Raw genomic sequence first — 17791 nt, forward strand, 5'->3', positions numbered from 1 at the left:
GCGGCCTCGCCGCGGACGACGCGCCGGTCAGGCGGGACGGGAACGGTGCCGCTTGCCGACCTGTTCCGGCGCGGTCGCCCGGCCTCGCGCCGCCGCGGGGCGGAAGAACGTCCGCCACGTTGCCGGGCCGCGCCCGGCCACCGCCGCGGCGAAGTTTTCGAGCAGGCCGGCCTCGGCGCCTTCGCGCGCGCCGTCGCGCTTCAGTTCGCGCAGCGCAGCAAGCAGGTGGAGCTTCTCGGCGCCGCTGGCCTTGACGAGCCTGCCGTCGGCCTTCGACACCACGTAGAAGCTGCTCCACCATGCCCCGAGGCGCATGGGCATCCGTCGCGCCACCAGGTAGCTGGCGTTCTCGAACAGGACGTCGCAGGGAAGTCGGCGAGACAAGGCGCGTTCTCCGTCCACACTCCGGCGAAGATGCACCCGCATGCTTAGCGGAGGCTTATGGGCGAACGCTTCGTTCTGCGGCAATTCCAAGACCCCCCCTCCCGGCGCGCGGCGCGCCGGCCATGCCGGCCAAGCTAGTGGGCATCCGTGTCGTCCCGGTTACGCCGGTGCTGCGGCGTGGGCGCTGCCTGCGTCCCGTCGGCGGGGGCGACCGGCGTTCCGTCCTCCTTCCGCCAGCGCATGCCGCCGTCGCGGAAGGATTCGGCCGCCACCTGGTAGGCGGCGATGGCCTGCTCGAGCGCCGCCTCGTCGGCGGGCAGCGGCGTCGCCCCGCCGGTCGCGAAGTCGGGGCGCACCTGCTCGGCCCGTTCCGGCGGATAGAGGATGGTGAGCCGGTCCTCCTGCAGGAAGCCGAGCTTCTGGTAGGTGGAAGGGAAGGCGTGCCCGTCCCCGGCCGGCACGCGGGCGATGTCGCGGCCGAAGAAGCGGCTGCGGTAGCTGAAGTCGAGCAGGCCGAGCAGGGTGGGCGGTATGTCGATCTGCGCCATCAGCGTGTCGATGCGGCGCGGCTGGAAGTGCTTCGGCGCGTAGACGATCAGCGGGATGTGGTACTTGTCCACCGGGATCGCGGTGTCGCCCGCGCTGTCGGCGCAGTGGTCGGCGGTGATCACGAACACGGTGTCGTCGAAGTAGGGCTTCTCGCGCATGCGCCGGATGAAGTCGCCGAGCGCCCAGTCGGTGTACTTCACCGCGCCGAGGCGGTGGCCCTGCGGCGCGTCCACGCGACCCGCCGGGAAGGTGTAGGGCCGGTGGTTGGAGGTGGTCATCACGTGCAGGAAGAACGGCCTGCCGCTGGCGTGGATGGCGTCCATCCGGCGCATCGCCAGCGTGAACAGGTCCTCGTCGGAGACGCCCCACACGTTCTCGCCGTGGATGGGCATGTCCTTCGGGATCGCGTCGCGGTCCACCGCGGCGTAGCCGTTGTGCGCGAAGAAGTAGTCCATGTTGTCGAAGTAGCCGAAGCCGCCGTAGACGAACTCCGACGCATAGCCGCGCACGTCGAACACGTCGGCCAGCGAGAACAGCCCTTCGTTGCCGGGCTGGCGCACCAGCGAGTCGCCCGGCGTGGGCGGCACCGACAGCGCCAGCGCCTCCAGGCCGCGCACCGTGCGCGTGCCGTTGGCGTAGAGGCGCGTGTAGAACAGGCCCTGGTCGGCCAGCGCGTCGAGGTTCGGCGTCAGCCCCTTGGTGTTGCCGAAGTGCGCCAGGTAGCTGCCGGACAGGCTCTCGACGCTGATCAGCACGACGTTGAGATGCTTCTCCGGGCCCGCGTTGCGGATCTCCCGCGCGAGGTCGCGCGGACCGGCGCCGATGAAGGTCGCATCCGGCGTGGCCAGCTCGCGGCGCAGGACGGCATAGGCCTTGTCCTGCGGCAGGGCGGGATAGAAACCGCGGTAGTCGAGCCGGTTGCCGCGGAAGGCCGCGAAGAACTGGTAGATGCCGTTGCCGGCCAGGGCGTTGATGTAGGGGTTCTCGAAACGGTCCTTCATGTCGGCGTTCACCGCGACGGTGACCAGCACCGTCGCCGCCGCCCAGCCCAGCGCGACCAGCGAGCGGCCGGTCCAGCGCGAGCCGTCGTCGCGCGCGCGCAGGCCCCGCCGCGTCAGCAGCAGCAGCCCCGCGGCGGCCAGCGCCATCAGCGACAGCCAGCGCGCCATCGGATAGGACTGCTCGATGTTGCCGACCACCTCGTCGGTGTAGACGAGGTAGTCCACCGCGATGAAGTTGAAGCGGGTGCCGAACTCGTCCCAGAACACCCATTCCGCGGTGCCGACGAACAGCAGGAAGAACAGCGCCAGGTAGCCGAAGGCATACAGCACGCGCTGGCCGGCGCGCGAGGCGTAGGTGAACGCCGCCAGCGGCAGCAGGTAGAGGAACAGCAGCAGGACCGGCCAGGTCTGCTTCAGCGTCGCCTGGTAGAGCAGGTGCAGCGCGCCCAGGGCCGCCAGGCACAGCGCCAGCAGCGCCGCGGCGTAGAGGCCCCAGCGCGCCCAGCGGCCGCGCGCGCCGTCGCGCGTGGGCACCAGCCACAGGAACAGCACCATCGGCCAGGCCACGTAGACGAAGGTGGCCAGGTCGTAGCCGAGGCCGACGCCGAAGATGTAGAGCAGGTTCGGCGGGGTGTGCGGCACGCCCGCGCCGGCCTTGGCGAGCAGCAGCAGGCGCACGGCGGAGGCGATGGCGAGGAAGCAGAGGCCGAACCAGGCGAGCGGGAGGAAGCGCTGCCGCAGCGCGGCTGTCTCGGAGGTGGCGGGCATGGCGCTGGAGGTCGCATGCGGGATCGCAGCCGCCTAGGGTAGGAAGCACTTCTTAGCTTTGGCTTAGGGCTTCCCGCGGGCTTCTCCGCCATCAGGCGGAGCGCCCGCACGGGGTGCAGCCGCGTCAGTCCGGCTATACGCGCAGCGCGTCGACCACCAGGGTGAATGCGGGTGAAGGCTGCCGGCGGCTCGGGTAGTACAGGTGGTAGCCGGAGAAGGGCGGGCACCAGTCTTCGAGCACACGCACCAGGCGCCCTTCCCCGATGTGCGGCGCAAATTCTTCTTCCGGCAGGAACGCGATGCCGAGCCCGTCGAGCGCCGCGATGACGATGTGGGGCGACGTGTTGAAGATGAGCTGCCCGTCGACGCGAACGTTCAACGGGCGGCCGCGGCGTTCGAATTCCCACACGTAGAGTCCCCCGCGCGTCGGGAAGCGCAGGTTGATGCAGCGATGGTCCACCAGGTCGCGCGGCGTCTTGGGGACGGGATTTGCGGCGAAGTAGGCCGGCGAGGCGACGGCGGCCATCCGCAGCCTGGGGCCGATCGGCACCGCGATCATGTCCTTGTCGATGGTGTCGCCCAGGCGCACGCCCGCATCGAAGCGGTCGGCGACGATGTCCCTGAGCCCGTAGCTGACGTCGAACTCGATCCGGATGTCGGGATACTCGTGCAGCAGCGGCATGAGCTTGGGCAGCAGCGTCGTTCGCAATACGTGATCGCCGCTGGTGATGCGCACGGTGCCGGCCGGCTTGTCGCGCAATGCGGTCAGCGCGTCCAGCTCGGACTCGATCTCGTCGAGACGATGGCCGATCGCCCGCAGCAGGCGCTCCCCGGCCGGCGTGGGCGAAACGCTGCGCGTGGTGCGCGTGAGCAGGCGGATGTCGAGCTGCGTCTCCAGGCCGCGGATCGCCTGGCTGAGGGCCGATTGCGTCACGCCCAGCAGCGCCGCGGCGCGGGTGAAGCTGCCTTCCCGCGCGACGGTCACGAAGGCCAGCAGATCGTTGAGGTTGCGTCGTGCCATGGCCCAGTCTGGCACGAAGCATTGATTAGATTCACTAATTGGCCATAGAAGCATTCATCGTCTAATCAAGGTGATTCCTCCCGGTCACACTATCCATGTCCGCCATGGGCATGGCATGGGACGGGAGCGCTTTCGATGCGCGTCAAGGCCCATGGCGCCCATGCGGGCGACGCCGAATGCCGCTTCGTGATCGACAACGCCCTGGTGGGCGCGATCGAGGAAAGACCGATGAAAAAGCTGCTTCTCGCGTTGGCCCTTCTCGCCAGCGCATCCATTGCAATGGGGCAAGACATGTCCAAGGGCGCAGACAACTTCTACAGGAGCGACAAGGTGACCTTGCGGAAGGTCAGCTTCGACAACCAGTACAAGATGAAGGTCGTCGGGAACCTGTTCACGCCCAGGGACCTGAAGCCGGGCGTCAGGTATGCCGCGATCGTCGTCGGCCACCCGATGGGCGCGGTGAAGGAGCAGAGCTCGAACCTGTATGCGCAAAAGCTGGCCGAGCAGGGCTTCGTCACCCTGGCGATCGACCAGTCGTTCTGGGGCGAGAGCGAGGGCCAGCCGCGCAACGCCGTCGCGCCGGACATCTATGCCGAGGCGTTCAGCGCGGCGGTGGACTACCTGGGCACGCGGCCGTTCGTCGACAGGAACCGGATCGGCGTGCTCGGCATCTGCGGCAGCGGCAGCTTCGTCATCAGCGCGGCGAAGATCGACCCGCGCATGAAGGCGGTCGCGACGGTCAGCATGTACGACATGGGCGCCGCGAACCGCAACGGGCTCGGTCATTCGCAGACGCTCGAACAGCGCAGGAAGATCCTCGCGGAAGCGGCGGAGCAGCGCTACGTGGAGTTCACGGGCGGCCAGGCCAGGTACACCAGCGGGACGGTGCACGAGCTGACGCCCGACACCCCGGCCATCCAGCGCGAGTTCTACGACTTCTACCGTACCCCGCGGGGCGAATTCACGCCCGCAGGCTCGTCGCCGCAGCTGACCACGCATCCGACGCTGAGCAGCAACGTCAAGTTCATGAACTTCTATCCGTTCGACGACATCGGGACGATTTCCCCGCGTCCGATGCTGTTCATCACGGGCGAGAACGCGCACTCCAGGGAATTCAGCGAGGAGGCGTACCGGCTTGCCGGCGAGCCGAAGGAGCTGGTCGTCGTGCCCGGCGCGGGCCACGTGGATCTCTACGATCGCGTCGACCTCATTCCGTTCGGCAAGCTGACCGCGTTCTTCCGGGCCAGCCTGAAGTAGTTCGCCAGGGAGCCTGGAGCGCGTTCATGCGACGGCACGATGCGAAGCCCGCTTGCGAAGCGATGGATCGTCGCGGGCGTCGGCCCGTGAAGCACGGCACGGGAGGTCCAGGCCCCGGATGGCGCGCCATGCCGCGTATCGCGGCGAGGCCGGCGGTTCCCGCGCGCTTCCTGTTCGCCCTGCTTGCGGCCCATGGGGCCTCCGCGAACGCATCGCCGGCCGCCCCGGGTGGCGCGGAAACGGCGGAAGCGAAAACCGTTCCCTTTCGAGAAGGCAGGCATCGCATGGATATCCGCATGGCCATCGGTTCCACGACGTTGACGGCGACCCTGGACGACAACCCGACGGCGCGGGATTTCGCCGCGTTGCTGCCGTTGACCGTGACGCTGCAGGATTTCCATTCCACCGAGAAGATCAGCGGCGAGCTGCCCGGGCGCCTCTCGCAGGAGGGCGCGCCCGCGAGCGCCGCCGGGGCGGCGGGCGACATCGCGTTTTATGCCCCGTGGGGCAACCTCGCGCTTTTCCACCGGCCCGGCCCCGACGCCCGCGGCCTCATCAAGATGGGAAGGATCGTCTCCGGCATCGAAGCGCTCGAGCGGCCGGGGCCGCTGCGCGTGACGATCTCCCGCGCCGACCAGCGATAAGGAATCGAAGGCATGCACGCAGTGGGATCGAACGACTGTGGCTGCCCCAAGGTCCTGCGCCTGATGGAGCTTCCCGTGCTGCATCCGGCGCGGGGCCAGGTGCGCGCGTCCGCCGGGCTTCTGCCGTTGCGGGTCGCCGCGACGTTCCCCGCGGCCGAGACGGCGGCCACCCATCGGCGCCTTGCCGGGGGCGGCCTGCGTGGGCGCGCCATCCTCGCCTTCGACGAACGGATGAAGCACCGATGACGAACGTCGCTCCCTCCACGGCGGCCGCAGGCAGGGGCGCGTGGAGCGCCGTGTTTGCGATGTCGCTCAGCGCGTTCGCGCTGATCGCATCCGAGTTCATGCCGGTCAGCCTGCTGACGCCGATCGCGCGCGATCTGCACATCAGCGAGGGCAGCGCCGGCCAGGCCATCTCCGTCTCGGGAGCGTTCGCCTTGCTGACCAGCCTCGTCATCTCGACGCTGGCCCGGCGGCTCGACCGCAAGGCGCTGCTGCTGTCGCTGACCCTGCTGACGATCGTCTCGGGCGCCATCGTGGCCTTCGCGCCGAATTACTTCCTCTTCATGGCCGGTCGCGCGCTTATCGGGGTGGTCATCGGCGGCTTCTGGTCGATGTCGGCGGCGACGGCCATGCGGCTGGTGCCGGACGCGCAGGTCCCGCGGGCCCTGGCGATCGTGAACGGCGGGAACGCCCTGGCCACGGTGGTCGCCGCGCCTCTGGGCAGTTTCCTCGGCGCGATCATCGGATGGCGAGGCGCGTTCTTCTGCGTCGTTCCGGTCGCGGCGATCGCCTTCGGCTGGAAGCTGGTGAGCCTGCCCCCGATGAAGGTCGAGCCCGGGGAGAGTTCCGGAAACGCACTCAAGCTGCTGGCGCGGCCCTCGGTCGCGCTGGGCATGGCGGCGGTCAGTCTCTTCTTCATGGGGCAGTTCGCGTTGTTCACCTACCTGCGGCCGTTCCTCGAGACGGTGACCCGCGTCGGGGCCTCCGTGCTTTCGCTCATGCTTCTCGTCGTCGGCGTGGCCGGCTTCGTCGGCACCGCCCTGATCGGGCGGTGCCTGAAGGAAGGCCTCTACCGGACGCTGGCCATCATCCCGGTGTCGATGGCGGCGGTCGCCCTGGCGCTTATCGTTCTTGGCGGCTCGGTTGCCGCGACCGCGGTGCTGCTTGGCATCTGGGGGCTGCTAGCGACGTCGGCCCCGGTGGGCTGGTGGACCTGGCTGGCGCGAACGCTGCCGCGGGATGCGGAGGCCGGGGGCGGATTGATGGTGGCCATCATCCAGCTCTCGATCGCGTTGGGCGCGACGGCGGGAGGCGTCCTGTTCGACCTGCGCGGCTATCGGGCGACCTTCGGCATGAGCTCGGTGCTGCTCGTCGTCGCGGCTGCTCTCGCGGTCCGCACGGCGCGCGCCATGTCGCGCACGGCGCCGGTCAATGCCGTCGCCGCTCGTTGCGAAGCCGGTCTGGGGGAGTAGCGGATGTTGCCGGGCCGGGGCGCAGGCAGGGTTTAGCGGAAATTCCGCGATCGCGTCAGGCATCCCGGCCGATGCGCTATGTGCACGGCGCCTGCCGCCGTCAATCCACTTGGCAGAGCGCCGAGCGCCTGACCGGAGCCGCCCGTGCGCCCCAAGGCTGCCGGCACGCGGAGACCCCAGTTCATCCTGATCGCGCGCCACGGCGGGCGAGGGCCGACGCACGCGCACAACAAAGGCCATTCCTTGCGGAATGGCCCAAGTCGCTGGTTCGATTGGTGGAGCGGAGGAGGATCGAACTCCCGACCTTCGCATTGCGAACGCGACGCTCTCCCAGCTGAGCTACCGCCCCACGCGAGCCGCGCATGTTAGCAGGGCCCCGGCGCGGCGCCAAGCCCTCGGCGTCAGCCGGGCAGCAGGGCCGGCAGGCGGTCGGCGAGCAGCCCGCGGCGCCAGCCGTCGAGGAAGTCCGGCCACTCGGCGGTGACCACGTATTCCTCCAGCACCTTGCGCGGGCACAGCAGGCCGGGCGGCAGGTCGAGCTCGGCGGCGCGCCGGTCGACGAAGTCCTTCATCGCGGCCAGGGCCTGCTTGGCCTGGCCCTGCGGGTATCCGGGAATCGTCGCGGTGGCGGCGATCTCCTCCGCCTCCACCGGCGCGGCCAGCAGCTCGAACAACTGCGCGCGTTGCGCCGAGCGCAGCGCGCGCTGGCCGCGCGCGCGCTGCTCCAGCTCGCCCGGCGTGCGCGGCGGCGACTGGGCGAGGTCGAGCGCGAGCGCATCCTCCAGCAGCCACGGGCGCGGGCGGTCCAGCTCGCGCGCGCTGCGCTCGCGCCACAGCAGGATGCGGCGCAGCAGCGCCTGCTTCTCCGCCGGCCATTCCGCGGCGGCGCGGAAGGCGCGCTGCGGCTGCGGATCGGCCGCGCGCTGGCCGGCGCGGGCCTTCAGGCGCGCGCAGTCCTCGGCGTGCCAGGCGCTGCGGCCGCGCCGCTCCAGGCGCTCGCGCAGTTGCGCGTGCACCGGCTCGAGGTGCACCACGTCGAGGGTGGCGTAGATCTTCTGCGACTCGGTGAGCGGGCGCTGCAGCCAGTCCGAGCGCGTCTCGCCCTTGTCCAGCTCCGCGCCGACCAGTTCCGCGACCAGCGCGCGGTAGCTCAGGCCCAGCCCCATGCCGACGAAGGCGGCGGCGATCTGGGTGTCGAACAGCTCGTGCGGGCCGCCGGGCAGCAGCGGCGCGAGCGCCTCCAGGTCCTCGCTGGCGCTGTGCATCACCACGGTGCGGCTCTCGCGCAGCGGGTGCAGGGACTGGCCGATGTCGAAGGCGAGCGGATCGACCAGCGCGTAGCCGCCGTTCCAGCCGAGCTGCAGCAGCGCGAGCTGCGGATAGAAGGTGTTGCGGCGCATGAACTCGGTGTCCAGGCCCAGCGCGGCGTCGGCGGGCAGTCCGGCCAGCCAGGCGTCGAGGCCGGCGCGGCGGTCGATCCATGCGGCGGCGGGGGCCGCGGGCGTCAGTGACATGCGTGAATCCTTGAGGGCGCGACGCGCGCGCATTGCCCTGTCGTGGGCGGGTGCCATATGGTGAGCGGCGCACGATAGCAGGCCATCGCAGGACGCCCAACCATGCCGAGCAACCAGACCGTCCGCCGCCAGCGCGCCCTGGGAGGGGCGATCGGCGTGATCGTGCTCGGCGGCGCGCTGGTCTACCACTTCTTCCCGCGGGTGTTCCACGTCGAGCCGGGCCGGATGGCGTCGCGCGCGGTGCCCGCGGGCACGACGCTGCCGTATGCCCCGGCCACCTCCGCGCCGGCCGTGGTGGACAACGAGCTGGCGGCCGGCCCGCCGCTGACGCTCGCGCCCAGCGAGGTGATCGCCAAGCGGATGCGCCAAGCCGACCAGCACCTGCCCGAGCAGCGCAGCGAGGACACCCCGGAGGTGCGGGCGCTGGTCGAGCGCGCGGCCAAGGCCCTGCAGGCCGGCCGGCTGACCGGCGAGGACGGCGCCGCCGCGCTGTACGCCCAGGCCGCCAAGCTCAAGCCCGACAGCCGCCGGGCCGCCGCCGGCCTCTACGAGGTGCGCGACCGGCTGGCGGCGCAGGCCGGGCAGGACATCGCGCTGGGCGACGCCGAGACGGCGCAGGACCTGCTGGAGACGCTGCGCGGCCTGCCCGACAGCGCCGGTGCGGTGCGGCAGCTGGAGGCCAGCCTCAGGACCCTGCAGCAGGTGCGCCCGATCCTGACCCGCGCCGCGGCCCTGCTGCAGCAGGGCAAGGCGGACCAGCCGGCCGGGGAGAGCGCGCTGGATCTCTACCGCCAGGTGCAGCAGCTCGATCCGCAGAACGCGGTGGCCGAGCAGGGCGTGTTCCAGGTGCAGCGGGTGGTGCTCGACCGCGCGCTGGCCGCGGTGGCGCAGAACGACTTCGCCGCCGCCGACCGCGCCCTGCAGCAGGCCGAGGCGATCCAGCCCGGCTCGCAGCAGCTCAAGGACGCGCGCGCGCGCGTCGACGGCATCCGCCAGCAGCGCGCCGGCGCCCTGATGGCGCAGGCGCATTCCGCGCTGGACGCCGGCAATCTCGCGCTGGCGGCGCAGCTGGCGACGCAGGCCAAGGCGATCGATCCCGCGCAGGAAGGCTATGCCGAGTTCCAGGAGCGCCTGACCAACGCCCGCCTGTACGCCAGCTACCGGCCGGGCCAGGTGTTCAGCGACCGCTTCGTGGACCAGCCCGGCCAGGCGCCGGCGATGGTGGTGATCCCCACCGGCCGCTTCCGCATGGGCGCGGCGGACGACGAGGATGGGCACACCGATGCCGAGCTGCCGGCGCACGAGGTCGTCATCGCCAAGGGCTTCGCGATGGCGCGCAGCGCGGTCACCGTGGGGCAGTTCCGCGAGTTCGTGCGGGCCAGCGGCTACCAGCCCGACTCGGACCGGCTGGGCGGCGCGAGCGTCTACGACGAGCGCACCGGCGCGCTGCGCGACGACTCCCGCGCCGACTGGCAGGACGACTACGCCGGCCATCCCGCGGCGGACAACCTGCCGGTGGTCAACGTCTCCTGGAACGACGCCCAGGCCTACGCCGCCTGGCTCGGCCAGCGCACCGGCAAGCGCTACCGCCTGCCCAGCGAGGCCGAGTTCGAGTACGCGCTGCGCGGCGGCACCACGACGCGCTACTGGTGGGGCGACGGCAAGCCGGACAAGCCGGTGGAGAACCTCACCGGCTCGGGCGACCGTTCCGCGCGCGGCCGGCGCTGGAGCAACGCCTTCGCCGGCTACCGCGACGGCTACTGGGGGCCGGCGCCGGTGCTGAGCTTCGCGCCCAACCCGTTCGGCCTGTACGACATCAACGGCAACGTGTCCGAGTGGGTGGCCGACTGCTGGCACGACAGCTACCTGCGCGCGCCGCAGGACGGCGGCGCCTGGCTGAACCCCGGATGCAGCATGCACGTGGTGCGCGGCGGCTCCTGGGGCAGCTCGCCCGACCAGGTGCGCTCGGCCTTCCGGCAGGGCACCGACGGCAGCCTGCGCAGCGGCCGCGTCGGCTTCCGCGTGGTGCGCGAGCTGTAGGAAAAGCCTGCCGCGGCAGGCACATGCGCACCGGGCGGCGGACATCCGGCCGACTGTTTTTCGTCACGGAGTTTTGCGAGACTGGTTGCCAGCCGCGCCGGCGGCTGCCTGCAGCTTCAGCACCCTCTCTCGCGTCACCGAGAGGCTCGGCCCCTGTTTCGACAGCTTTCCGAGGAGACGCGCCATGAAGCCGGAAACCATACGCCTGTTCGTTCCCTACAGCACGGAAGCGCCGTGGATCGTGCGCCGCGAGGTGGCCCGCGTGGGCACCTACGCCAGCCGCGACGAGGCGGTCTCGGCCGCGCTCGCCATGCGCCTGAAGCTGATCCGCGCCTGGGGCCGGGCGCATCCGCCGGTGAGCGTGCAGGAGAGCGACGGCAGCTGGCACGACGTCACCGAGGGCGGGCCGGACCGGGCCGGCTGAGACATCTTCCATCGCCTTCTACGCTGCTGACGTGCTCACGGCCCGGCGATTCCGATCTGTACCGCCACCGGGACGGTCGACATCACTGATTCGGCCGCAACGATTTCCCTGACGCTTGCGTGCGGGCCGGGGAAGATCGAAGGCGTGAACGCCGGTCCGCGATGACGCAGCATGGCGGGAGAGCGGGCGAGGGTCGGGCATCGCGGCCGGGGGCCGCTCCCACGAGGCTTGCGAGGCCCCTGTGGGAGCGGACTCCGGCCGCGATCGACCTGGCCGCGGTTCATCCCGCTGGCCTTCCCGGCGATCTTCCCCCGGAAGATTTTGAGCAGGCTCCCAGGGCATGGCGAGGGGACCCGGAGGTCCCCCCGCGAAGTGCCCGGAGCATGCCGGCGCCGCCCGGCGCGCGAGGTCAGCCGCGTATGAACGCGAGCAGGTCGGCGTTGATCGCGTCGGCGTGCGTGGTGTGCATGCCGTGCGGGTAGCCGGGATAGATCTTGAGCGTGCGTTCCGCAAGGCCGGGAGCGGCGCGCTCAGGACCAGATCCGGCCGGCCTCCCGTGGCGGCGATGCTGGCCTTCGCCGCGACGCCGATGTCGACGTCGATCTCGGCCAGCCACTTGGGCAACTGGTAGCCATGCACGCCGCGCACCCGCGCGATCTCCGTGGTGACGGGCAGCGCCAGCACGTGCGCGAAGAAGCTGCGCCGCCGCATGGCTTCCAGCAGCTCCACCAGCGCATGCGAGCCCTGCGCGCCCGGCCGGCGGATGACCACGGCGACGGACGCCTCGTCGTAGGGATCGTTGTCGCAGACCGCATAGGAAAAGAACCAGCCCGGTCCCGGGAAAGGCCCGCAGGGGCTCCAGCGGCGTCGGCAGCGTCGCGCGCAGCCGGTCGATCGGGGTCCGCAGGAGCAGCTGGACGCTGCTGCTGCGGTAGTAGAAGTCCGGCGCCCAGACGGGGCCGACGCGGGAGTCGACCAGCCGCTTGGGTATCCGGTGGAAGAAGTCGATGTCGCCCGCCGCGGGGTCGCGCGCGACCTGGTCCAGGTCCGGGTTCATCCGGAAGCGGTCGTAGTACCCGCCGGCCGGCACCTCGACCGCGTGCCCGCCGAACTCCACTTCGGTGAATCGCCTATCCGCCATGCGGCGCCCCTTCGCGGTCGGGCCCCCGGTCAGGCCGGTCGCCCGCCGGGACCGTAACGTTGAACCGGACTTCGAGGTCAAGCATCGGGCGCCCATCCGTCCCGGGCGTGGTCCGGCGCATGGTCGGCCCGGGCGGAGCGCGCCTGCATCCAGCGGCGATAGCGGCGGGCGCGGCGCCTCGCCCGCGCCTGCGCGAGGACCAGCGCCCAGAGCGGCGAGACGCCGGGCGCCGTGCGCCGCTGGCGTCCGAGGCGGAGCAGCTGGTACTTGACGGCCGCCATGTGCGCCGAGGCGGCGAGCGGCTTGTTCTTCCAGGCGATGGGCCTGAGCCGCGACGCCGCCGGCTGGCCGGCGCGCCAGCGGCGGGGCAGGTCCGGCTCGATGGCGAGCGCGGTGGCGATCCCCACCATGGCGATGCCGCCGTCGAGCACCTTCTCCGCGACCTCGCGCCGCCGGATGCCGCCCGTGACCATGAGCGGCATCGTCGCCACGCCGGCGATGTCGCAGGCGAACTCGAGGAAGTAGGCTTCGCGGGCCAGCGTGCGCTCGTCCCGCGCGGCGCCCATCATCGCCGGCGCCTCGTAGCTGCCGCCGGAGAGCTCGGCCAGGTCGACGCCGAGTGGCGCGAGCATCGCCACCACGGCCCGCGCATCCTCCGGCGAGAAGCCGCCGCGCTGGAAATCGGCCGAGTTGAGGATGCGGATTTTGGGACGAGTGGTATTAAAGCAGCCTTCTTGACGACCGCTTTAATTGGCAGGCAAGGTGGTGCTTGAGGCGTTACGGCGAAGCGAAATGCGGCTTCGGCTAAATAGGGAAGGGGCGTCATGGATCGTTGCGCGAGAAGCCGTGAAATATGCGCAATTGGCGTGCTGATGTTGGCAGTTCGAAGGTGCCGTGCGCGCGCCAACGCGCATCGTGCATTACTACTACACCGATCCTCAGGGCAGCGTCCTGGCCAAGACGGATGTCCAAGGCAACATCATCGCGCGGTCGGCTTCGTTGTGAAGGGAGAGGACGGCAAGCTCTCCGTTCAAAATTCCGGTGATACGAAGAGCGGGGAAACCGTCACGGCGAGAACGGCATCGACAACGATCCCGTCCAGCGCCGTTGCTGGCATTCATGGGCATATCGACAACGGGCCGCACCGCTCAAACGGCATGGTCGACGATCCCAAGAGCAACGGCAATTACGGGGACACTCAATCACTGCGGGCAGGTATGCCAATGGCGACCGTTTCGCGTGGACAAGTGGGCTGGCACGAAATGCAGGATGGTCAACTCCAATTTACCTATCCCGCCGGCGCCCTCAACGGCAGCCAGAACCAGCAGATGCAAAACAATCTGAACGTCGAACAGCTGAACTTCCAGCAGCCGTAACCATGAATATCTGCAAAGCCCTATTGGGTGCTGTTCTGGCGGCTGCTCTGCCGAGCGGCCGCTTGCAAGCCTCTGAACATGAAGCCGCTTTGAGCCCGAGTGCGCTGAATGGCAACCCTTCCCAGTACAACAGGAAAACGGTAACTGTACGGGGTTGCATAACGCTTGTTGCCGAAGGCCGCAACATCTATGAGTCGCAAAATATAAAAGCTGAATTTGACCGCCATGTGGCTGCGGGAGGAGCGGACAACTTCAAGCCGCGGGAATGGGACAAGTATTGCCTGACGATTGCGAATCCAGGGCCAATGGATAAGCATCCATCGGTCTTCGACAAGCAAACGCTGACGATCAAGGGAAAGTTCGTTGATGACTATCTGACCCCGCGAACACTCGACTTGGGCGCGTGCCCGCTTCCAACGGCGATATTCATCGACTACACGGACTTGCGGAAGCGGTATCCCGCGCTCTTTCACGAGGACCGAAGGACCAGGTGCTCGCGATCGCCGTGGACGCAATAAAGGATTGTTTGCGCGGGGTGAGCCACAAGTACGATTTTTACTTCACGACGGGCGAGCCCTATTTCGAAGATTAGCTTTTCGAGCGGGATGCATGGCTCGTCGCACGCTCAGTTGACGTTTTGATTGGCGATGCGGAGCAACTTCTTGTTTGCTCTGCCAGCCGGGCGAGAGCCCGCAACGTGATCGCTCGCAGTCGGAATTGGCCCTTCTTCGGCGCGCCCTTTTGGGCAGCTTTGCGTGCCGCTTTCTTGGTGGCCTTGGGGTTTCGTTGCCCGAGTCCGGCCGGTCGGCCGGGGCCGTGGAAGCCTGCTTCGGGCGCGACGCTGACCTTGAAGCCCGGTTTACGGTCAAGGCGGTTCCGCGGCCGTGCGGCGGCGGGCGGGGCCGCTGCCATGGCTTGGCGGCGCATGCGAGTCGGCGCACAGCCTGGCGGGGAACCGCTACGGCTTGACCATCACCTTGACCGACTCGCGCGCGTCCATGGCGCGATAGCCGGCGGGCACCTGCTCCAGGCCGACCACGCGGTCGAAGACGCGGCCGGGCTCGATGCGGCCCTCCAGCACGTCGGGCAGCAAGTCCTCGATGTAGGCGCGCACGGGGGCGGGGCCGCCGCTCACGGTCACGTTGCCGTAGAAGGCAGGCTGCGCGGCGGGGATGGCGTCGTAGTGCGGCACGCCGACCCGGCCGATGGCGCCGCCGGCGCGGACGATGGCCATGGCGGTCGCCATCGACGTGTCGCTGCCCACGCACTCGAGCACGGCATGCACGCCGAAGCCGCCGGTCAGCTCGCGCACCTTCGCGGCGCCGGCCTCGCCGCGCTCGCCGACCACGCCGGTGGCGCCGAAGGCCCGGGCCAGCGCGATGCGGTCGGCGTGGCGCCCAAGCATGATGATCTGCTCGGCGCCGAGGCGCTTCGCCGCGATGACGCCGCACAGGCCGACGGCGCCGTCGCCGATCACCGCGACGCGCTTGCCCGGAGCGACGCGGGCGGCCAACGCCGCATGGTGGCCCGTGCCCATGACGTCGGACAGGCTGAGCAGTGACGCCGCCAGGGCGTCGTCGGCGGGCGTCGGCAGCACGTAGAGCGTGCCGTCCGCCTGGGGGATGCGCAGTGCCTCGGCCTGGGCGCCGTTCACCCGGCCGCTGCCGAAGAAGCCGCCGTGCACGCACGAGGTCTGCAGGCGCTCCTGGCAGAACTCGCAGGTGCCGTCGGAAAACGCGAACGGCATGATGACGAAGTCGCCGGCCTTCACGCGCCGCACGTCGCGGCCGACGTCCTCGACGACGCCGATGGCCTCGTGGCCCATGCTGCGGCCGCCTTCGACGGGCGGCATGTCGCGGTAGGGCCACAGGTCGCTGCCGCAGATGCAGGCGCGGACGACGCGGACCAGCGCGTCGGTGGGTTCGACGATCGTGGCGTCGGGCACGTGCTCGACGCGAACGTCGCCGGCGCTGTACATGAGGGTGGCGCGCATGGGAAAAGTCCTCGGACGGAATGGTGGAGGGGACGGCTACATCGCGTAGCCGGGTTTCTTGCAGAGCCGTCCGGGATGGGCGGCGATGTCGGGCCGGTAGACCTTTTCGGCCCAGTCGCGGGCCGGGATTTCCTCGAACGCGACCGAGACGGCTTCCTCGCCGTAGCCGGGCACGTCCATCACGTCCCGGGCGATGCGCTCGGCCAGTTCCTGCTTCGGCTGCTCGGTCTTGCCGGGCCAGGCCTTGACGATGACGTGGGGCATGGTTGGCTCCGCTCCTGCGTGGAAGGGCCGTTCGGGCCGGCGCGACGCCCGATCACGGGTTTTCCGCGAACGCCTTGCGCGCGATGCCCACGGCGGTGCTCGCGGCCGGCCAGCCGGCGTAGAACGCCAGGTGCGTGATCTCCTCGACGAGTTCTTCCTTGGTCACGCCGTTCTGCAAGGCGTACTTCAGGTGGAACGGCAGCTCGTTCACGCGGTACTGGGCGATCAGCGCGGCGACGGTGGCCAGGCTGCGGTCGCGCCTGGAGAGGCCGGGGCGTTCCCACACTTCTCCGAACAGCACCTGCTGGGTGATCTGGTCGAGCGCGGGGGCGATGTCCGCATAGGGACCCTGGCGGGTGGGGGACTTGTCGGTCATGGTGTGGGCTCCAGGTAGTGCGGTGCTCATGGGGCTCGATGGCGTTCACGACGCGCGCGGAGGACCCGCCAGGTACTGTTCGTCGGTGACGTGCTCCATCCATTCGACGACCTTGCCGTCGAGCGCTTCCTGGACGGCGATGTGGGTCATCGAGGTGGTGGGCGTGGCGCCGTGCCAGTGGCGGTGGCCGGGCGGGCACCAGATCACGTCGCCGGCGCGGATTTCCTCGATCGGCTCGCCTTCGCACTGCGTCCAGCCGCAGCCGGCGGTGACGATCAGGATCTGGCCGAGCGGATGCGTGTGCCAGGCGGAGCGGGCGCCCGGCTCGAAGGTGACGCTGCCGCAGGCCACCCGCGCGGGCGCCTCCGCGCTCACCAGCGGGTCGATGCGGACGTTGCCGGTGAAGTACGCCGGCGATCCCTTGACGGAGGGCTGGGAGCCGTTGCGGATGAGTTTCATGGGAAGTGCTCCGGATGAACAAAGGGGGGCGGCGGCTCGCCGTCGCCGCGGCCTCGCGCCGGCTCGACTAGCGGCCGGCGCGCGCGGCCAGGTGCGCGGGATAGCGCTCGCCCTGCACCTGGATGTGCGAAAGCGCAGCGTCGATCCTGCGCAAGTCGTCTGCGGTCAGTTCGATGGCCGTGGCGCCGATGTTCTCTCGCAGGCGAGGCGACTTGGTCGTGCCCGGGATCGGCACGATCCACGGCTTCTGCGCAAGCAGCCACGCAAGCGCGATCTGCGCCGGGGTCGCCTGGCGCTCGCCGGCGATGCGGCCGAGCAAGTCGACCAGCGCCTGGTTGGCCTTGCGCGCCTCGGGCGAGAAGCGCGGCACGACGTTGCGGAAGTCGTCCTTGGCGAACGGGGTGTTCTCGTCGATCTTGCCGGTGAGAAAACCCTTGCCGAGCGGGCTGAACGGCACGAAGCCGATGCCCAGCTCTTCGCACAGCGGGAGGATGGCTTTCTCGGGTTCGCGCCACCACAGCGAATATTCGCTCTGCAGCGCCGCGACGGGCTGGACGGCATGCGCGCGCCGGATCGACTCGGCGCCGGCCTCGGACAGGCCGAAGTGCATGACCTTGCCCGCGGCAATCAGGTCTTTGACCGTGCCGGCGACGTCTTCCATCGGCACGCCGGGATCGACGCGGTGCTGGTAGAAAAGGTCGATGCGGTCGGTGCGCAGGCGCTTGAGCGAGGCGTCGGCCACCTCGCGGATGCGCTCGGGCCGGCTGTCCATGCCGGCCCTGGAGTCGCCGTCGCGGAAGCCGAACTTGGTGGCGATCACCACGCGGTCGCGGAACGGCGCTACGGCCTCGCCCAGCATTTCCTCGTTGAGGGCGCCGTAGGCTTCGGCCGTGTCGAAGAAGCCGACGCCTCGGTCGAACGCCTCGCGGATGAGCGCGACGCCTTGCGCGCGCTCGAGGCCGGGACCGTAGCCGAAGCTCAGCCCCATGCAGCCGAATCCGAGCGCGGAGACGACGGGGCCGTGTCGGCCGAGCGTGCGGGTCTGCATGGCGGTGCTCCTGGCGGGTTCGAAACGTCCCCTAGTCTGGTGCCGATGTGCCTATCC

At 70.0% G+C, this 17791-nt stretch carries 18 protein-coding genes, 1 tRNA gene and 1 pseudogene; 8 read left to right on the forward strand and 12 right to left on the reverse strand.

The window, feature by feature from the left end; all coding sequences use genetic code 11:
- Positions 1–27: 27 nt before the first annotated feature.
- From C7456_RS16770 to C7456_RS01175, 3 genes are all read right to left on the reverse strand, one after another.
- The gene (locus C7456_RS16770) at positions 28–474 is read right to left on the reverse strand and encodes a hypothetical protein (protein WP_139942867.1); all 447 of its coding nucleotides are present in this window, start codon (positions 472–474) and stop codon (positions 28–30) included.
- A 44-nt stretch (positions 475–518) separates the two neighbouring features.
- Positions 519–2702, reverse strand: coding sequence for an LTA synthase family protein (locus C7456_RS01170; protein WP_109721940.1), 2184 nt, complete (start codon positions 2700–2702; stop codon positions 519–521).
- Positions 2703–2835: 133 nt separating this feature from the next.
- Positions 2836–3723, reverse strand: coding sequence for a LysR family transcriptional regulator (locus C7456_RS01175; protein WP_109721941.1), 888 nt, complete (start codon positions 3721–3723; stop codon positions 2836–2838).
- Positions 3724–3951: 228 nt separating this feature from the next.
- On the opposite strand from C7456_RS01175, the gene C7456_RS01180 reads away from it, so the two are divergent.
- The 4 genes from C7456_RS01180 (at position 3952) to C7456_RS01195 (ending at position 7099) form a co-directional block, all read left to right on the forward strand.
- Complete coding sequence (locus tag C7456_RS01180; RefSeq protein ID WP_109722112.1) at positions 3952–4980, forward strand: alpha/beta hydrolase; 1029 nt, start codon at positions 3952–3954, stop codon at positions 4978–4980.
- Between the two features lie 128 nt (positions 4981–5108).
- The gene (locus C7456_RS01185) at positions 5109–5624 is read left to right on the forward strand and encodes a cyclophilin-like fold protein (protein WP_211306188.1); all 516 of its coding nucleotides are present in this window, start codon (positions 5109–5111) and stop codon (positions 5622–5624) included.
- A gap of 12 nt (positions 5625–5636) precedes the next feature.
- The gene (locus C7456_RS01190; RefSeq protein ID WP_139942868.1) at positions 5637–5870 is read left to right on the forward strand and encodes a hypothetical protein; all 234 of its coding nucleotides are present in this window, start codon (positions 5637–5639) and stop codon (positions 5868–5870) included.
- On the forward strand, positions 5867–7099 hold the full coding sequence (locus C7456_RS01195) for an MFS transporter (RefSeq protein WP_109721944.1): 1233 nt from the start codon (positions 5867–5869) through the stop codon (positions 7097–7099). The genes C7456_RS01190 and C7456_RS01195 overlap by 4 nt, the downstream gene beginning before the upstream one ends.
- Positions 7100–7372: 273 nt before the next feature.
- Here the strand turns inward: C7456_RS01195 and C7456_RS01200 are convergent.
- Positions 7373–7448 (reverse strand) — tRNA-Ala (locus C7456_RS01200).
- A gap of 52 nt (positions 7449–7500) precedes the next feature.
- Positions 7501–8613: a ribonuclease D gene (locus tag C7456_RS01205; protein ID WP_109721945.1), complete on the reverse strand. Its 1113-nt coding sequence runs from the start codon at positions 8611–8613 to the stop codon at positions 7501–7503.
- 102 nt (positions 8614–8715) lie between these two features.
- On the opposite strand from C7456_RS01205, the gene C7456_RS01210 reads away from it, so the two are divergent.
- Together C7456_RS01210 and C7456_RS01215 are read left to right on the forward strand one after the other, a co-directional pair.
- Positions 8716–10653 (forward strand): formylglycine-generating enzyme family protein, encoded by a 1938-nt coding sequence (locus C7456_RS01210; protein WP_109721946.1) that lies wholly within the window; start codon positions 8716–8718, stop codon positions 10651–10653.
- A 184-nt stretch (positions 10654–10837) separates the two neighbouring features.
- Entirely contained in the window at positions 10838–11077 is a 240-nt protein-coding gene (locus C7456_RS01215) for a hypothetical protein (RefSeq protein WP_109721947.1), read from the forward strand.
- Positions 11078–11486: 409 nt separating this feature from the next.
- On the opposite strand, the gene C7456_RS17420 is transcribed toward C7456_RS01215, so the two are convergent.
- Both C7456_RS17420 and C7456_RS01225 read right to left on the reverse strand, forming a co-directional pair.
- Entirely contained in the window at positions 11487–12299 is an 813-nt protein-coding gene (locus C7456_RS17420; RefSeq protein WP_245889732.1) for a hypothetical protein, read from the reverse strand.
- Positions 12296–12913: pseudogene (locus C7456_RS01225) on the reverse strand (2,4-dienoyl-CoA reductase); the annotation flags it as partial. The pseudogene C7456_RS01225 and the gene C7456_RS17420, both read right to left, overlap by 4 nt.
- Positions 12914–13042: 129 nt before the next feature.
- Here C7456_RS01225 and C7456_RS16775 point away from each other — a divergent pair.
- The gene (locus tag C7456_RS16775; protein ID WP_146203576.1) at positions 13043–13594 is read left to right on the forward strand and encodes a hypothetical protein; all 552 of its coding nucleotides are present in this window, start codon (positions 13043–13045) and stop codon (positions 13592–13594) included.
- 2 nt (positions 13595–13596) lie between these two features.
- Positions 13597–14112, forward strand: coding sequence for a hypothetical protein (locus tag C7456_RS16780; protein ID WP_139942870.1), 516 nt, complete (start codon positions 13597–13599; stop codon positions 14110–14112).
- A 440-nt stretch (positions 14113–14552) separates the two neighbouring features.
- Here the strand turns inward: C7456_RS16780 and C7456_RS01230 are convergent, their stop codons facing one another.
- From C7456_RS01230 to C7456_RS01250, 5 genes are all read right to left on the reverse strand, one after another.
- A complete protein-coding gene (locus C7456_RS01230; protein WP_109721948.1) occupies positions 14553–15587 on the reverse strand; it encodes a zinc-binding dehydrogenase in 1035 nt (344 codons plus the stop codon).
- 36 nt (positions 15588–15623) lie between these two features.
- Positions 15624–15851 (reverse strand): tautomerase family protein, encoded by a 228-nt coding sequence (locus tag C7456_RS01235; RefSeq protein WP_109721949.1) that lies wholly within the window; start codon positions 15849–15851, stop codon positions 15624–15626.
- A 52-nt stretch (positions 15852–15903) separates the two neighbouring features.
- On the reverse strand, positions 15904–16227 hold the full coding sequence (locus C7456_RS01240; protein WP_109721950.1) for a carboxymuconolactone decarboxylase family protein: 324 nt from the start codon (positions 16225–16227) through the stop codon (positions 15904–15906).
- A 45-nt stretch (positions 16228–16272) separates the two neighbouring features.
- Entirely contained in the window at positions 16273–16686 is a 414-nt protein-coding gene (locus tag C7456_RS01245) for a (R)-mandelonitrile lyase (protein WP_109721951.1), read from the reverse strand.
- A gap of 67 nt (positions 16687–16753) precedes the next feature.
- Positions 16754–17734, reverse strand: coding sequence for an aldo/keto reductase (locus C7456_RS01250; RefSeq protein ID WP_109721952.1), 981 nt, complete (start codon positions 17732–17734; stop codon positions 16754–16756).
- Positions 17735–17791 lie beyond the last annotated feature (57 nt).

It is taken from the genome of Fulvimonas soli, from assembly GCF_003148905.1.
GTDB lineage: Bacteria > Pseudomonadota > Gammaproteobacteria > Xanthomonadales > Rhodanobacteraceae > Fulvimonas > Fulvimonas soli.

What these genes read in the sequence shown, in the direction of transcription:
- C7456_RS01170 (WP_109721940.1), bottom strand. Translation starts at nt 2,702, where the DNA reads ATGCCCGCCACCTCCGAGACAGCCGCGCTGCGGCAGCGCTTCCTCCCG.
- C7456_RS01175 (WP_109721941.1), bottom strand. Translation starts at nt 3,723, where the DNA reads ATGGCACGACGCAACCTCAACGATCTGCTGGCCTTCGTGACCGTCGCG.
- C7456_RS01180 (WP_109722112.1), top strand. Translation starts at nt 3,952, where the DNA reads ATGAAAAAGCTGCTTCTCGCGTTGGCCCTTCTCGCCAGCGCATCCATT.
- C7456_RS01185 (WP_211306188.1), top strand. Translation starts at nt 5,109, where the DNA reads ATGCCGCGTATCGCGGCGAGGCCGGCGGTTCCCGCGCGCTTCCTGTTC.
- C7456_RS01190 (WP_139942868.1), top strand. Translation starts at nt 5,637, where the DNA reads ATGCACGCAGTGGGATCGAACGACTGTGGCTGCCCCAAGGTCCTGCGC.
- C7456_RS01195 (WP_109721944.1), top strand. Translation starts at nt 5,867, where the DNA reads ATGACGAACGTCGCTCCCTCCACGGCGGCCGCAGGCAGGGGCGCGTGG.
- C7456_RS01205 (WP_109721945.1), bottom strand. Translation starts at nt 8,613, where the DNA reads ATGTCACTGACGCCCGCGGCCCCCGCCGCCGCATGGATCGACCGCCGC.
- C7456_RS01210 (WP_109721946.1), top strand. Translation starts at nt 8,716, where the DNA reads ATGCCGAGCAACCAGACCGTCCGCCGCCAGCGCGCCCTGGGAGGGGCG.
- C7456_RS01215 (WP_109721947.1), top strand. Translation starts at nt 10,838, where the DNA reads ATGAAGCCGGAAACCATACGCCTGTTCGTTCCCTACAGCACGGAAGCG.
- C7456_RS16775 (WP_146203576.1), top strand. Translation starts at nt 13,043, where the DNA reads ATGGATCGTTGCGCGAGAAGCCGTGAAATATGCGCAATTGGCGTGCTG.
- C7456_RS16780 (WP_139942870.1), top strand. Translation starts at nt 13,597, where the DNA reads ATGAATATCTGCAAAGCCCTATTGGGTGCTGTTCTGGCGGCTGCTCTG.
- C7456_RS01230 (WP_109721948.1), bottom strand. Translation starts at nt 15,587, where the DNA reads ATGCGCGCCACCCTCATGTACAGCGCCGGCGACGTTCGCGTCGAGCAC.
- C7456_RS01235 (WP_109721949.1), bottom strand. Translation starts at nt 15,851, where the DNA reads ATGCCCCACGTCATCGTCAAGGCCTGGCCCGGCAAGACCGAGCAGCCG.
- C7456_RS01240 (WP_109721950.1), bottom strand. Translation starts at nt 16,227, where the DNA reads ATGACCGACAAGTCCCCCACCCGCCAGGGTCCCTATGCGGACATCGCC.
- C7456_RS01245 (WP_109721951.1), bottom strand. Translation starts at nt 16,686, where the DNA reads ATGAAACTCATCCGCAACGGCTCCCAGCCCTCCGTCAAGGGATCGCCG.
- C7456_RS01250 (WP_109721952.1), bottom strand. Translation starts at nt 17,734, where the DNA reads ATGCAGACCCGCACGCTCGGCCGACACGGCCCCGTCGTCTCCGCGCTC.